This window comes from Mycobacterium sp. E3247 (assembly GCF_001667785.1).
Classification (GTDB): Bacteria; Actinomycetota; Actinomycetes; order Mycobacteriales; family Mycobacteriaceae; genus Mycobacterium.
This window is the reverse complement of record NZ_LZJG01000521.1, coordinates 15685-29827: the sequence shown is the minus strand read 5'-3', so window position 1 is coordinate 29827 and position 14143 is coordinate 15685. Positions and strand designations below refer to the sequence as shown.

Here is a 14143-nt window from a genome sequence, read left to right as displayed (position 1 = left end):
TTCCACGCCGTGACCCCGGCGCAGGGCAGCGTCGCCGCCCGTTCGTCAGAGATCGCCGCGGGGATGCCGACGACCGCTTCCCGCGACACCACCTTGTATTCGGTGAGCCACCCGTCCTGCCCGCTGCCGTAGCTGTCGGAGTTGGCGGTCGGCGGCATCGGGCCGCCGAACCACCTGGGGTGGAAAGCGCTGACAACCCGGTCACCGGGGCGGTAGTCGTCGACGCCCTCGCCCGCCTCGACGACCTCGGCGGCGGCGTCGCTGCACGGCACCAGACCATGCCTGGCGTCCCGCACGTAGCGGCCGAGGGGGATCGCGATGTCCCGGTAGTTCAGTGCGACGGCCTTGATTCTCAGCAGCAGCTCTCCCCGCTGTGGTGAAGGGACGGGTTCGTCGCATAGCCGCAACCCGTCGAGTCCTCCGGCGGCGCCATCGAACCGGTATACGCGCATCGCCTGATTCCTCTCTCTCTGTCGGTTTCGGTGTCAACAAAGTGTGAGTTTGCGTCGGTGCTCGTCGAGGGTGATCAGCTCGTCGTTGTGTGTCCGGCGGGGATCTTGTTGTTACCTTGATCCTTGAATGGCTTTGGTAACGCCGATCGAGCCCACGGGTATGGTGGGCCGTTCGGTGACCTTCCTGGTCCATCGCGACAGGCTCAATCCGCCGTCTATGCCGCTGCGTTCGGGGAGTCCCGGGTCCCGCATGGAGCTCCGGTAACACCGCGGCTCGCTGTACTGCTGGGCCACCGAGGTGTAACCGATTGCGTTCATCACTACCCGCAACTGCCCGCGCGTGGCCGATATTCCGGCATTTCCGATTTCTTCGCGACAGATTCCATGTGATTCATCTCCCTCTAATTCGTCTGGGGGAGAGGATGATTGGTGCATCGATTGCTCGGCTCATCGGATATGGCGATAGGCACCTAGGGAAAGCTGTTGCAGCGGAGATGCTTACGCAGGTTCCGGTGACCGCTCGGAAACGTTGAGCACCGTCTCGATGGCGGTGGGAATATTCTCGACCGCCTCGGGTCCGCCTAGGGCCAACCGCATGAGATAGCCCGGCAGCACGCACAGCAGCAGGTCGGCGACGGCCGCCGGGTCGAGTCGGACATCGGATCGAGTGGGCGCATCGGTGCTCAACTTGGCGAGCGCGGTGCCGATCGCCTCGCGCAGGTGCGTGGCCAGCGTCGCGTTGCGCAGGGCTTCGGACCACACCAGCACCGCGATGGCGGCGAAGCCGTCCTCGCCGTGGCGATGGGTGACGAAGTCGAGCACGGTCGCAATGGCCGCCTGCGGGGTGGCGCCATCGTCGATGGATTGTCCGATGACGGCGACGACTTGCTTGAGGTTTTCGGCGGCGATCGCCTCGATGACCGCGTCTTTGCTGGGGAAGTAGCGGTACACCGCGCCGGAGGACATTCCCGCCTCCTCGACCAGGTCGTGCATCGAGGCGGCGTGGAACCCGTTACGGATGAAGCAACGCCGCGCGGCCGCCAGGATGTGTGCGCGCCGTTCCGCGCGGTACTCCGGCGTGACTTTCGGCATGCTAGTCAACGTAGCATAAAAAAGCACGATCGTTCGCGTTTGACAGGCGGCAAGCCGGGGCAGACCATAAACGTGAACGCACGTTCGCGGATTTCCGCCTCGATCCAGGGGGAGATGACGGCACATGACTCAGGCAACTGACTTCGGCACATTCGGCCGGTTTGTGGAGACGCCGGTCGACCAGATGGAGCCCGCGATGAAACAGGCATATGACTTCACCCGGGGGTTGCGCGGGCTGGTGCCGGGCCCGCACAAGATCTGGCTGGCCAACCCGACCCTGTCGACGACCATCGTGCCGACCGGCGCCTACTTTCAGCGATACTCCACGTTGAGCAAGGCCGAGATCGAAATCGCCACCGTTCTCGTCACCGCTCAATGGCGCAGCGCGTACGCCGCCTACGAGCACGAGATCATCGCCGAGCGCGACGGCCACCTCGACCCGCGGGCGGTCGAAGCCCTCATCGCGGGACTGCCGGCGTCGTTCGACGACCCGCGCGAGCAAGTGGTCTACGAGTTGGCGTCGGCGTTGGTCACGACGCGGGTGGTGCCGACGGGGCTCTACCGGCGCGCCCGGGACCTGTTGGGCGACGCCGGCATCGTCGACGTGGCGGTGCTGCTGGGGTGGTTCACCATGGTGTGCCTGACCCTGGGCGCCTTCGACGTGCCCGCCAATGCTGAGGGGCTGGACCAGTGAGGTGCGTCGCGCAGGCCCTGGGCGGCCGCCTCGACCTCGACCCGGCCCGGCTACGGTGCACCGGGCCTCGCGTCGACGACGCGCTACGTCAAAAAGCGGCGCAACGGTCCGGCGCCGCAGGGGTTTTGGGCATCACGGTGCTGACCACCGGCACCTTTCACGCCGGCTGCGCGATTCTCACCGCCCTCGCGATTCCCGCGCCCGACCAAAGCTAACCAGCGAGGACCACCATGTCTGTTCAGCCTTTGCCCACCGTGACGCTCACTCCCGTGGCGTACTTCCCGAAGCAATACTTTCTGGAGAACCTCGCCGTGCGCGCCGACGGCTCGTTGCTGATCACCGCCGTCCTGGAACGCGAACTGTGGTGGGTGCCGCCGCCCCAGCCGGGTGCGCTCGTCGACTCGGTCCTGCTGCACACCTTCGATTACCCGGTCACGGGGATCGTCGAGATCGCGCCCGACGTCTTCGTCGTCAACCTGACGCTGGCCTACACCACCGGTGAATCACACCTGGCCAGAATCGATCTCACCGACTGGGCACCCGGGCGGCCAGTGGCGCCAGAGCTCATCTACACCTTCGACGAGCGAGCCCGCGGACTCAACGGCAGCTGCCTGCTCGCGCCGGGGGTGCTGGCGATCGCCGACTGCTTCGCGGGCCTGATCTGGCGAGTCGACCTCGACCAGGATGCGCGGCAAGCCTCCGCGCGGGTCTGGCTGGTCCACGACACGATGGCCTTCGACCCCGACAGCGGCGTGCCACCCCCGCCGCAGCCGGGGGTCAACGGAGTGCGCTACAGCCCGCACACCGGCTACCTGTACTACACCTCGACCGCGCAGAAGGTGTTCATGCGCGTCGCGGTCGACCCGTCGACGCTAAATCCCGCCGGGTCAGCCGAATTCGTCGCCACCATCGACAACGCCGACGACTTCTGCCTCGACGAAGACGCCGGGTTCGCCTACGTCACCAGGCACCGCGCCAACACGATCGACCGGGTGCCGCTGCAGCCCCGGCACGGCAGCGAGGTCCGTCACATCGCCGGTGACCCGTTGGACGCGGCCCTGGTCGGGCCGTCGAGTGCCGCCTGGGGGAGGGCAGACGGCGAACGCGGGCGGGTCGCCTACGTGACCACCGACGGCGGCACCACGGCCCCTCCCGGCGGAATCGTTCGACGCGCGGCCGTGCTGCGCGTCGAATTAGGTTATGCCGCAACGGCCTCGACGGGCGGGCCGAACGCATGACCCAGCACGTCGTCACGACCGCGCAGGCGTCGATCGACACCTGCGTCGACGGAGACGGGCCCGCCGTGGTGATCATCCCGTCCTACGGCCGTGACGCCGGCGGCGACTTCGACGCCTTGACCACGGCGCTGGTCGCCGCGGGCGACCGGGTGCTACGCCCACAGCCGCGCGGCATCGCGGGCTCCTGCGGGTCGATGAGCGGTGTCACCTTCGCCGACATGGCCGGCGACATCGCGCAGGTGGTCGACGACCTGGCCGACGGGCCCGCGGTGATCCTCGGGCATGCCTTCGGCAACTTCGTCGCGGGCACAACCGCCGTGCACCATCCCGACACCGTGGCGGCGGTGATTTTGGCCGCCGCAGCCGGGAAAACCGTTGACCCATAAATTAATTCAGCACCGATGCGCGCCGGTGACCTCACTCTGCCCGACGCGGCCCGACTGGACGCGCTGCGGACGGCCTTCTTCGCGCCCGGCCATGATGCCTCCATCTGGCTGACCGGCTGGTATCCGGAAACCCTGGCAGTGCAGGTGGACTGCGTACAGCGCGCCGATGTCGCGCGGTACTGGGACGCGGGGAACGCGCCGGTGTTCGAGATCATCGCCGCCCTCGACCCGTTTCACCACCGCGCCGAATGGGGCGACCTGCGCGCCCGCTACGGCGAACGCGTCAGCACCGTCGTCATCGATGACGCCAGCCACGCCCTTTTCCCCGAACGGCCCGACGCCGTTGCCGCCGCGATCATCGAGTACCTTCGTCGTTGAATCCGGTGTGAGGCGGCGGTGATGACGAACGACATTCATTCGATGGTGATCGCGTCGGACTACCGCGTTCCGGACCCCAGCCGGGTGTGGCCGCTGCTCGAGCGCAGGAAGACGGCCCTGGCCGACATCGGCGCCCACCACGTCCTGGTCTACACCTCGACGCACGACTACGGCCGAGTGCTGGTGATGATCGGGGTCCGCAGCCGCGAGCCGATCGTGGAACTGCTGCGCTCGCGCGTCTTCTTCGACTGGTTCGACGCGGCCGGCGTCGACGACATTCCGGCGGTCTTCGCCGGCGAGATCGTGGACAGGTTCATTCCGGCGCCCACCGCGACCCCGGAGGCGCCGGGCGTCGTCGTCGCCACCATCGCCTCGGTCCACGACGTGTCGGGGCTGGCCGCCGAAGTCGCCTTGGCCACCGAGAGATTCGTCGCGGCCGGCATCCGCAAGACGTGGATCTTCCAGGCCTTCGACGATGAGCACGAGGTGCTGATCATGTCGGAGTTGCCCGACGAGGAGAGCGCGCGGCGGTGGATCGAGCATCCCGACGCCGCGGCCGAGTGGATGTCGGGCGCCGGGGTGGGGCCCTACCCGCCGGTGTTCGTCGGCCGATTCACCAACATGATGCGCATCGAGGCGGACTGAGCGGCCACCCGGGATGTTCGTGTGCCTGTGCAACGGGGTCACCAGCCAAATGGTGACCGAGGCGATCGAGGCCGGGGCGTGCACGACCAACGACGTTGCCCGGGCCTGCGGGGCGGGCGCCGACTGCGGCCGCTGCCGGCGGACGGTCCAGGCGATACTGCGATCGGCGGGCCCGAACGGCGCACCCGCTCGATCCTGATGCGGTGGCCCTAGCGGCGAACGCTGCCGTCCGGCGACATCGGCTGGACGAGTTCGACCAGCAGCGGCGGGATTTCGAGCCGCGGCAAGACCACCTCGACGAGCACCATGCGGTCCCGGTGCCGCGCGGCGGCCGTCAAGGCGTCGTCGAGCTCACCGTAGGTCTGCACCCGGAACGCCAGGTGGTCGGCGACGCCCAGCGCACCGGGGACGTCCGTCCACTTCCAATTCACGATGTCGTTGTAGGACGCCGCCTCCCCGTGGATCGCCCGCTCGACGGTGTAGCCGTCGTTGTTCACCACGACGATGACCGGGGACAGGCCTTCCCGCGAGAAGTTGCCCAGCTCTTGGATGGTCAGTTGCGCGGCGCCGTCACCGATCAGCAGCACCGTCCGGCGGTCCGGATGCGCCACCCCTGCCCCCAGCGCCGCGGGCAGCGTGTAACCGATTGAGCCCCATAGTGGTTGGCCGATGAAGGTCACGCCCTGCGGCAGGCGGTGGTCGGCCATCCCGTAGAAGGAGGTGCCCTGGTCGGCGAGGACGACGTTGCCCGGGGTGAGGGCCGTGCACAGGCGGTCCCACAACATCTCCTGCGTCAGCGGTTGGTCCCGCGGCGGGGGCGGGGGCAGCGCTTCGGCGGGCGGTGAGGCCACCGGCGGCGACGTGACCACGCGCCGGGTCAGGATGGTGGCCAGCGCCTCCAGCGCGGCACCCATCTCCAGCGGCGCGAAGACCTCGCCGGCCACGCTGCTCTGGTACTGCCCGACGTCGATGGTCCGGGCCGGGTCGATCCGCTGGCTGAAGAAACCGCTCACCATGTCGGTGAACACCACGCCCGCGGTCACCAGGACCGGCGCCTGTTCGATGGCGGCGCGCACCGCCGGGGCGCTGGCCGAGCCCGCGTAGATCCCGAGGTAGTGCGGCGAGCTTTCGTCGAGCAGGCTCTTCCCCCACATCAGCGTCGCGTAGGGGACGACGTCGGCCGTCAGCAGCGTCTCGAGTTCCTTGACCACCTGCAGCCGGTGCACCAGCAAGTCGGCCAGCACGGTCAGCTGGTGGTCGCCGATGAGCTCCGAGGCGGCCTCGACGAACAGCGACAGCGCGCGCGGGCTGGTGCCGCCGGTGTAGCGGGGCAGCGGGTCACCGGGCGGTTCGGTGGGGAAGCGGGCCACATCGGTGGACAGCAGGATGTAGCCGGGCCGCTTCTGCTCACGCACCTCCGAGAGCACCCGGTCGATCTCGCGGCGGGCGGTCGCGGGCATGAGGTTGGCCTGCGCGCAGGTGATCTCGCGGCTGATCCGGAAGAAATGCTCGAAGTCTCCGTCGCCGAGGGAGTGGTGCAGCGCGCGGCGGGTGCCCTGCGCGTCTTTCGAGGGTCCGCCGACGATGTGCACGACGGGGACCTGCTCCGCGTAGCTGCCCGCGACGGCGTTGGCCGCCGACAGCTCGCCGACGCCGAAAGTGGTTACCACGGCCGACATTCCGCGCAGCCGACCGTAGCCGTCGGCGGCGTACCCGGCGTTCAGCTCGTTGGCGTTGCCCACCCACCGGATGCTGGGGTGGGCGACGATGTGGTCCAGGAATTCCAGGTTGTAGTCCCCCGGGACGCCGAAGATCTCGGTGACGCCGAGTTCGGCGAGGCGGTCCAACAAATAGTCACCGACGGTGTAGACGGGCTGGCTGGCGGGGTCAGTCACAAGCACGACGGTACCTCGGTCGAATCCCTACCGGGCCGGACGCGGCTTCAGTATCGTGCGGGCCATGGCACTCAAGGAATCCCGCGACATCGTCATCGAAGCCGGTCCGGAGGAGATCCTGGACGTCATCGCCGATTTCGAAGCGATGCCCGAATGGTCCGAACCCCATCAGAGTGCTGAAGTCCTCTCGAGAGGGGCCGACGGGCGGCCCGAACAGGTGAAGATGAAGGTGAAGGTCGCCGGGATCACCGATGAGCAGGTGGTGGCCTACACCTGGGCGGCGGACTCGGTCAGCTGGAAGCTGGTGAGCTCCTCGCAGCAGAAGGCGCAGGACGGGAAGTACACCCTGATACCGCAGGGTGAGGCGACGCTGGTCAAGTTCGAGCTGCTGGCCGACCCGAACGTGCCCCTACCCGGTTTCGTCCTGAAACGCGCCGTCAAGGGCACCATCGACTCGGCGACCAAGGCGCTGCGCGAGCGGGTGCTCAAGGTCAAGAAGGGGAACTAGTCGCGGTGGGCGCCGGCGGGCCCCTGTCCGGGGTGAGGGTCATCGAGCTCGGCGGGATCGGACCGGGGCCCCACGCGGGCATGATGCTCGCCGACCTCGGGGCCGACGTGGTGCGGGTGCGCCGGCCCGGTGGCTTGGTGATGCCGGCGGAGGACCGCGACCTGCTGCACCGGGGGAAGCGGATCGTCGACCTCGACGTCAAGACGCAGCCGCAGGCGCTGCTGGATCTGGCCGCCAAAGCCGACGTGCTGCTGGACTGTTTCCGGCCGGGCACCTGCGAGCGACTCGGCATCGGCCCCGAACAGTGCGCGGCCGTCAACCCGCGCCTCATCTTCGCGCGGATCACCGGTTGGGGTCAGGACGGGCCGCTGGCCCAGACGGCGGGCCACGACATCAATTACCTGTCGCACACGGGCGCGCTGTCCGCGCTGGGCTACGCCGACCGGCCACCGATGCCGCCGCTGAACCTGGTCGCCGACTTCGGCGGCGGGTCGATGCTGGTGCTGCTCGGCATCGCCGTCGCGCTGTACGAACGGGAACGTTCGGGCGCCGGACAGGTCATCGACGCGGCGATGGTGGACGGCGTCAGCCTGCTCGCCCAGATGATGTGGACCATGAAGTCGACCGGGTCGCTGCGCGACCGGCGGGAATCATTCCTGCTCGACGGTGGCGCCCCGTTCTACCGCTGCTACGAAACCGCCGACGGCAAATATGTGGCCGTCGGCGCCATCGAGCCGCAATTCTTCGCGACGTTGCTGACCGGGCTGGGCCTGTCCCCCGACGAGGTGCCCGGCCAGCTCGACACCGGGTCCTACCGGCAAATGCACGACGTCTTCGCGCAACGGTTCGCCAGCCGGACCCGCGACGAATGGGTCGCCGTTTTCGCCGGCACCGACGCGTGCGTCACCCCGGTGCTGACATGGAACGAAGCGGCCGCCGACGAGCACCTGAGGGCGCGGTCCACGATCGTCACCGCGCACGGGGTCGACCAGGCCGCACCCGGCCCGCGCTTCTCGCGCACCCCGGCCGCACCGGTCGGGCGGCCACCGGCGGCCACCACGTCCCTTGCCGAAATCGACTGGTAGCCAGCGTATTACGCCGAACGGATCCACAGGGTGGGCGGCATTGCTAGGTTGAACCTCAGTGGCCGTAAAAGCATCACGGGAATTTGTCGTCGACGCGCCGCCGGAAGTGGTTATGGAGGCGCTGACAGATGTCGGCGTCCTGTCGTCGTGGTCACCGCTGCACAAACACATCGAGGTGATCGACCGTTATCCGGACGGCCGGCCCCACCACGTCGCCACCACGATCAAGATTCTGGGGCTGGTCGACAAAGAGATCCTGGAATATCACTGGGGCCCCGATTGGGTCGTCTATGACGCCAAAGGCACCTCCCAGCAGCATGGTCAGCACGTCGAGTACAACCTCAAACCCGAGGGCCTCGACAAGACCCGGGTGCGCTTCGATGTCACGGTCGAACCCGGCCGGCCCATGCCCGCGTTCATCGTCCGGCGGGCCAGCGAAAGCGTTCTCGACTCGTCGGTGCGGGGACTGTGCGAATTGGTAAAGCAGATCCGCGGTTCATCCGACGCCGAATAGCCCGCCTTTTCTCCTTCGGCGGTGGCGAAGCGATTGCTAACTTATTAGCAGTGGCCGTTCAAGCGTCGTCGGAAATCGTCATCGACGCGCCTCCGGAAGTGATCATGGAGGCGCTGGCCGACATGGACGCGGTGCCGTCATGGTCGTCGGTGCACAAGCGGGTCGAGGTCGTCGACAAGCACCCCGACGGCCGGCCCCACCACGTGAGGGTCACGATCGCGGTGACCGGCATCCACGACACCGAATTGCTCGAGTACCACTGGGGACCGGACTGGATGGTGTGGGACGCCCAGAAGACCGCCCAGCAACGCGGCCAGCACGGGGAGTACACCCTCACCCGGGAGGGCTACGACAAGACCAGGGTGCGGTTCGCCATCACGGTCGAACCATTTGCTCCGCTGCCCGAGTTCTGGGTCAGCCGGGCCCGCAAGAAGATCCTGCACGCCGCGCTCGAGGGACTGCGCCAGCGCGTGATGGAGGGTTTCGGGCCCGCGACGTAGCGGGCCGGTCACCGCAGGACGGCCAGCCGCCTGATCGCCTCGTCGAGGGTGTCCTCGCGTTTGCAAAAGGTGAAGCGCACCAAGTGATTCCACACGTCGGCTTGCGCCGAGGCGTGCGCGGCGGCCGGGTCGCAGAAGGGTGACAGCGGAATGGCCGCCACCCCGGCCTTTTCCGGCAGGGCCGCGCAGAATGCGGTGCTGTCGTCGTAGCCGAGCGGGCGCGGGTCCGCGCACAAGAAATAGGTGCCGGCGCTGTCGTGCACCTCGAAGCCGACCTCCGACAACCCGGCGGCCAGCCGGTCGCGACGGTCCCGCAACGAGCGCCGCAGCCCGGCCACCCACGCGTCCTCGGTGTCGAGCGCCAGGGCCACGGCCGGCTGGAACGGCGCGCCGCCGACGTAGCTCAAATACTGCTTTGCCGCCCGCACCCCGGCGATGAGTTGGGCTGGGCCGCAGGCCCATCCGATCTTCCAACCGGTGCAGTTGAACATCTTGGCCGCGCTGGAGATGGTGACCGTCCGCTCGGCCATGCCGTCGAAGCCGGCCAGCGGCAGGTGCCGGTGGCCGTCATACACCAGGTGCTCGTAAACCTCGTCGGTGATCACCAGGAGATCGGCGGCGACCGCGACGTCGGCGATGGCGGTCAGTTCGGCCGCGCTGAGCACCGTGCCGGTCGGGTTGTGCGGCGAGTTGACGATCAGCGCGCGGGTGCGTGGCGTGACGGCCTGGCGCAATGCGTCGGCATCCAGGGCGAAGCCGCGCCCGTGCGGGACCAGGGGGACGGCCACCCGGTGCGCGCCGGCCATCGCCACCACCGGCGAGTAGGAGTCGTAGAACGGCTCGATGAGCAGCACCTCCGAGCCGGGCTCGACCAGGCCCAGCACCGCGGACGCGATGGCCTCGGTCGCCCCGACCGTTACCAGCACCTCGGTGTCGGGGTCGTACTCGATGCCGAAGTGTCGCTGCCGCTGGGCGGCGATGGCGTGCCGCAGCGAGGCCACGCCGATGCCGGGCGGGTATTGATTGTTCCCCTCGGCGATGGCGTCCTGGGCGGCCTTCAACATGGCGGCGGGCCCGTCCTCGTCAGGGAACCCCTGACCGAGGTTGACCGCGCCGACCCGCGCCGCCAGCGCCGACATCTCGGCGAACACCGTGGTCGCGTAGGGACGCAGTCGCGACACCGTCATGCCGGTCGAGCTTAGGGGGCGCGCGGCTCGCGTGTGCGGCCGGCCACATACTCGGCGGCCACCCGCCGCGTCGGGGCTGACCAGCGGCGATCGGCCCAACCAACAGGTTGGCCGGGCACTTTGTTAGGGTGCGGTATCTGGACCTAACCTTTAATACGGATCCGAAACCCACTCGCGAAGAGGAACTCGACATGTCCGAAGAAGCCTTCATTTACGAGGCCATCCGCACACCGCGGGGCAAGCAACGAAATGGCTCGCTGAACGAGGTGAAGCCGCTCAACCTGGTCGTCGGGCTGGTCGACGAGCTGCGCAGGCGCAACCCCGATCTGGACGTGAACCTGATCAGCGACATGATCCTGGGATGCGTCTCGCCGGTCGGCGACCAGGGCGGCGACATCGCCCGCACCGCGGTGCTGGCCGCGGGGCTGCCCGAGACCACGGGCGGCGTGCAGCTCAACCGGTTCTGCGCCTCGGGCCTCGAGGCCGTCAACACCGCCGCCCAGAAGGTCCGCTCCGGCTGGGACGACCTGGTGCTCGCGGGCGGTGTGGAGTCGATGAGCCGGGTCCCGATGGGCTCCGACGGCGGCGCCTGGGCGCTGGACCCCGAGACCAACTACCAGATCGGCTTCGTGCCGCAGGGCATCGGCGCCGACCTGATCGCGACCCTCGAGGGCTTCTCCCGCGAGGACGTCGACGCCTACGCGCTGCGCTCGCAGCAGAAGGCCGCCGAGGCCTGGTCGGGCGGCTACTTCGCCAAGTCGGTGGTGCCGGTGCGCGACCAGAACGGTCTGGTCATCCTCGACCACGATGAGCACATGCGGCCCGACACCACCATGGAGGGCCTGGCCAAGCTGAAGACGGCGTTCGACGGCATCGGTGAGATGGGTGGCTTCGACGACGTGGCGCTGCAGAAGTACCACTGGGTCGAGAAGATCAACCACGTGCACACCGGCGGTAACAGCTCGGGCATCGTTGACGGGGCCGCGCTGGTGCTGGTCGGGTCCGAGAAGGCCGGCACGTCGCAGGGCCTGACCCCGCGCGCCCGCGTCGTGGCCACGGCGACCAGCGGTTCCGACCCGGTCATCATGCTGACCGGCCCGACCCCGGCCACCCGCAAGGTCCTCGACCGCGCGGGGCTGACCGTCGACGACATCGACCTGTTCGAGCTGAACGAGGCGTTCGCGTCGGTCGTGCTGAAGTTCCAGAAGGACCTCAACATCCCCGACGAAAAGCTGAACGTCAACGGTGGCGCCATCGCGATGGGCCACCCGCTGGGCGCCACCGGCGCCATGATCACCGGCACCATGGTCGACGAGCTCGAGCGCCGCAACGCGCGTCGTGCGCTGATCACGCTGTGCATCGGCGGCGGCATGGGTGTCGCCACCATCATCGAGAGGGTTTAAGACCATGGCAGAGAACACCATTGCGTGGGACAAGGATGCCGACGGCATCGTCACGCTGACGCTCGACGACCCCACCGGGTCGGCGAACGTGATGAACGAACACTACAAGGAATCGATGCACAAGGCCGTTGAACGCCTTGTGGCGGAGAAGGATTCGGTCACCGGCGTGGTCATCACCAGTGCGAAGAAGACGTTCTTCGCCGGCGGGGACCTCAAGAGCATGATCACCGCCGGCCCCGAGAACGCCGGGGACGTCTTCACCGAGGTCGAGGAGATCAAGCGCGACCTGCGTGTCCTGGAGACCCTGGGCAAGCCGGTGGTGGCCGCCATCAACGGCGCCGCGCTCGGCGGCGGCCTGGAGATCGCGTTGGCCTGTCACCACCGCATCGCCGCCGACGTCAAGGGCCTCGTGGTGGGTTTGCCCGAAGTGACGCTGGGCCTGCTGCCCGGCGGTGGCGGGGTGACCCGTACCGTGCGGATGTTCGGCATCCAGAACGCCTTCATGAACGTTCTGTCGCAGGGCACCCGGTTCAGGCCGGACAAGGCCAAGGAGATGGGACTGGTCGACGAGCTCGTCGGCTCGGTCGAGGAACTGGTGCCGGCCGCCAAGGCATGGATCAAGGCGAACCCCGACGCGCACACCCAGCCGTGGGATGCCAAGGGCTACAAGATGCCCGGCGGCACCCCGTCCAGCCCGGCGCTGGCCGGCATCCTGCCGTCGTTCCCCGCGCTGCTGCGCAAGCAGCTCAAGGGCGCGCCGATGCCGGCGCCGCGGGCCATCCTGGACGCGGCCGTCGAGGGTGCGCAGGTGGACTTCGACACCGCGAGCCGCATCGAGAGCCGTTACTTCACCTCGCTGGTCACCGGTCAGGTCGCCAAGAACATGATCCAGGCGTTCTTCTTCGACCTGCAGCACATCAACGGCGGCGGCTCGCGCCCCGACGGCATCGAGCCGGTCAAGATCAACAAGATCGGTGTGCTGGGCGCGGGCATGATGGGCGCCGGCATCGCCTACGTATCGGCCAAGGCCGGCTTCGACGTGGTGCTCAAGGACGTCAGCATCGAAGCCGCCCAGAAGGGCAAGGGCTACTCGGAAAAGCTTGAGGCCAAGGCGCTTCAGCGCGGCAAGACCACCGAGGAGAAGAGCAAGGCGCTGCTGGACCGCATCACGCCGTCCGCCGACCCCGCCGACTTCAAGGGCGTCGACTTCGTGATCGAGGCGGTGTTCGAGAACCAGGAACTCAAGCACAAGGTGTTCGGCGAGATCGAGGACATCGTCGAGCCGAACGCGCTGCTGGGATCCAACACCTCGACGCTGCCGATCACCGGTCTGGCGACCGGCGTGAAGCGCCAGGAGGACTTCATCGGGATCCACTTCTTCTCACCGGTGGACAAGATGCCGCTGGTCGAAATCATCAAGGGCGAGAAGACTTCTGACGAGGCGCTGGCCCGGGTGTTCGACTACACGCTGGCCATCGGCAAGACCCCGATCGTGGTCAACGACAGCCGCGGCTTCTTCACCTCCCGTGTCATCGGCACCTTCGTCAACGAGGCGCTGGCGATGCTGGGCGAGGGTGTCGAACCGGCCAGCATCGAGCACGCCGGCTCGCAGGCCGGCTACCCGGCGCCGCCGCTGCAGCTGTCCGACGAGCTCAACCTCGAGCTGATGCACAAGATCGCGGCCGCGACCCGTAAGGGCGTCGAGGACGCGGGCGGCACCTACGAGCCGCACCCGGCCGAGGCGGTCGTGGAGAAGATGATCGAGATCGGCCGCCCGTCGCGGCTCAAGGGCGCGGGCTTCTACGAGTACGTCGACGGCAAGCGCACCCAGCTGTGGCCGGGCCTGCGGGAGACGTTCAAGTCCGGCAGCGCGGAGATCCCGTTGCAGGACATGATCGACCGGATGCTGTTCGCCGAGGCGCTGGAAACCCAGAAGTGCCTCGACGAGGGCGTGCTGACGTCGACCGCCGACGCCAACATCGGTTCGATCATGGGCATCGGCTTCCCGCCGTACACCGGTGGTAGCGCGCAGTTCATCGTCGGCTACTCCGGTGCGGGCGGTACGGGCAAGGAAGCCTTCGTGGCGCGGGCCCGCGAGCTTGCCGCCAAGTACGGCGACCGCTTCCTGCCGCCGGATTCGCTGACGTAGTTCCAGTAGTCGCGAAA

Annotated in this window: 16 protein-coding genes and 1 pseudogene; 13 read left to right on the top strand and 4 right to left on the bottom strand. The window is 68.1% G+C overall.

Going from position 1 to position 14143, the window contains the following annotated elements:
- Both A9X04_RS26920 and A9X04_RS26915 read right to left on the bottom strand, forming a co-directional pair.
- The coding region (locus A9X04_RS26920) for an alcohol dehydrogenase catalytic domain-containing protein (protein ID WP_156751954.1) at positions 1–452 on the bottom strand (452 nt) is incomplete at its 3' end.
- A gap of 498 nt (positions 453–950) precedes the next feature.
- Entirely contained in the window at positions 951–1544 is a 594-nt protein-coding gene (locus A9X04_RS26915; RefSeq protein ID WP_067927500.1) for a TetR/AcrR family transcriptional regulator, read from the bottom strand.
- Between the two features lie 124 nt (positions 1545–1668).
- On the opposite strand from A9X04_RS26915, the gene A9X04_RS26910 reads away from it, so the two are divergent.
- From A9X04_RS26910 to A9X04_RS26885, 7 genes are read left to right on the top strand one after another with little or no spacing between them, the layout of a single operon-like run.
- Complete coding sequence (locus A9X04_RS26910) at positions 1669–2238, top strand: carboxymuconolactone decarboxylase family protein (RefSeq protein ID WP_067927496.1); 570 nt, start codon at positions 1669–1671, stop codon at positions 2236–2238.
- Positions 2235–2453, top strand: coding sequence for a hypothetical protein (locus A9X04_RS26905; protein WP_067927494.1), 219 nt, complete (start codon positions 2235–2237; stop codon positions 2451–2453). Before A9X04_RS26910 ends, A9X04_RS26905 begins: the two co-directional genes overlap by 4 nt.
- 15 nt (positions 2454–2468) lie before the next feature.
- A complete protein-coding gene (locus A9X04_RS26900; protein ID WP_067927492.1) occupies positions 2469–3476 on the top strand; it encodes a hypothetical protein in 1008 nt (335 codons plus the stop codon).
- Positions 3473–3862 (top strand): alpha/beta fold hydrolase, encoded by a 390-nt coding sequence (locus A9X04_RS30075; protein ID WP_082975271.1) that lies wholly within the window; start codon positions 3473–3475, stop codon positions 3860–3862. Before A9X04_RS26900 ends, A9X04_RS30075 begins: the two co-directional genes overlap by 4 nt.
- Positions 3863–3877: 15 nt before the next feature.
- Positions 3878–4240 carry an alpha/beta fold hydrolase gene (locus A9X04_RS30070; RefSeq protein ID WP_082975269.1) on the top strand — a complete coding sequence of 121 codons (363 nt, stop codon included), beginning with the start codon at positions 3878–3880 and terminating at the stop codon, positions 4238–4240.
- An 18-nt stretch (positions 4241–4258) separates the two neighbouring features.
- A complete protein-coding gene (locus A9X04_RS26890; RefSeq protein ID WP_156764553.1) occupies positions 4259–4885 on the top strand; it encodes a fatty-acid--CoA ligase in 627 nt (208 codons plus the stop codon).
- Between the two features lie 13 nt (positions 4886–4898).
- Positions 4899–5084, top strand: a complete 186-nt coding sequence (locus A9X04_RS26885; protein WP_067927488.1) for a bacterioferritin-associated ferredoxin — start codon at positions 4899–4901, stop codon at positions 5082–5084.
- 10 nt (positions 5085–5094) lie between these two features.
- Here A9X04_RS26885 and A9X04_RS26880 read toward each other — a convergent pair whose 3' ends face one another.
- The gene (locus A9X04_RS26880) at positions 5095–6780 is read right to left on the bottom strand and encodes an alpha-keto acid decarboxylase family protein (protein WP_067927487.1); all 1686 of its coding nucleotides are present in this window, start codon (positions 6778–6780) and stop codon (positions 5095–5097) included.
- 64 nt (positions 6781–6844) lie between these two features.
- Between A9X04_RS26880 and A9X04_RS26875 the strand changes: the two genes are divergently transcribed.
- Genes A9X04_RS26875 through A9X04_RS26860 form a run of 4 tightly spaced genes read left to right on the top strand, consistent with a single transcriptional unit; the run spans position 6845 to position 9387 of the window.
- Positions 6845–7288, top strand: a complete 444-nt coding sequence (locus A9X04_RS26875; protein ID WP_067927510.1) for an SRPBCC family protein — start codon at positions 6845–6847, stop codon at positions 7286–7288.
- A 5-nt stretch (positions 7289–7293) separates the two neighbouring features.
- Positions 7294–8373: a CaiB/BaiF CoA-transferase family protein gene (locus tag A9X04_RS26870; RefSeq protein ID WP_067927484.1), complete on the top strand. Its 1080-nt coding sequence runs from the start codon at positions 7294–7296 to the stop codon at positions 8371–8373.
- A 58-nt stretch (positions 8374–8431) separates the two neighbouring features.
- The gene (locus A9X04_RS26865) at positions 8432–8887 is read left to right on the top strand and encodes an SRPBCC family protein (RefSeq protein WP_082972771.1); all 456 of its coding nucleotides are present in this window, start codon (positions 8432–8434) and stop codon (positions 8885–8887) included.
- 50 nt (positions 8888–8937) lie between these two features.
- The gene (locus A9X04_RS26860; protein ID WP_067927475.1) at positions 8938–9387 is read left to right on the top strand and encodes an SRPBCC family protein; all 450 of its coding nucleotides are present in this window, start codon (positions 8938–8940) and stop codon (positions 9385–9387) included.
- Here the strand turns inward: A9X04_RS26860 and A9X04_RS26855 are convergent.
- Positions 9383–10574, bottom strand: a pseudogene (locus A9X04_RS26855) (pyridoxal phosphate-dependent aminotransferase); the annotation flags it as partial. The gene A9X04_RS26860 and the pseudogene A9X04_RS26855 overlap by 5 nt on opposite strands.
- Before the next feature lie 191 nt (positions 10575–10765).
- Between A9X04_RS26855 and A9X04_RS26850 the strand changes: the two are divergent.
- Both A9X04_RS26850 and A9X04_RS26845 read left to right on the top strand, forming a co-directional pair.
- The gene (locus A9X04_RS26850) at positions 10766–11977 is read left to right on the top strand and encodes an acetyl-CoA C-acetyltransferase (RefSeq protein ID WP_067927469.1); all 1212 of its coding nucleotides are present in this window, start codon (positions 10766–10768) and stop codon (positions 11975–11977) included.
- A 4-nt stretch (positions 11978–11981) separates the two neighbouring features.
- Complete coding sequence (locus A9X04_RS26845) at positions 11982–14126, top strand: 3-hydroxyacyl-CoA dehydrogenase NAD-binding domain-containing protein (protein WP_067927467.1); 2145 nt, start codon at positions 11982–11984, stop codon at positions 14124–14126.
- The last annotated feature ends 17 nt before the right edge of the window (positions 14127–14143 follow it).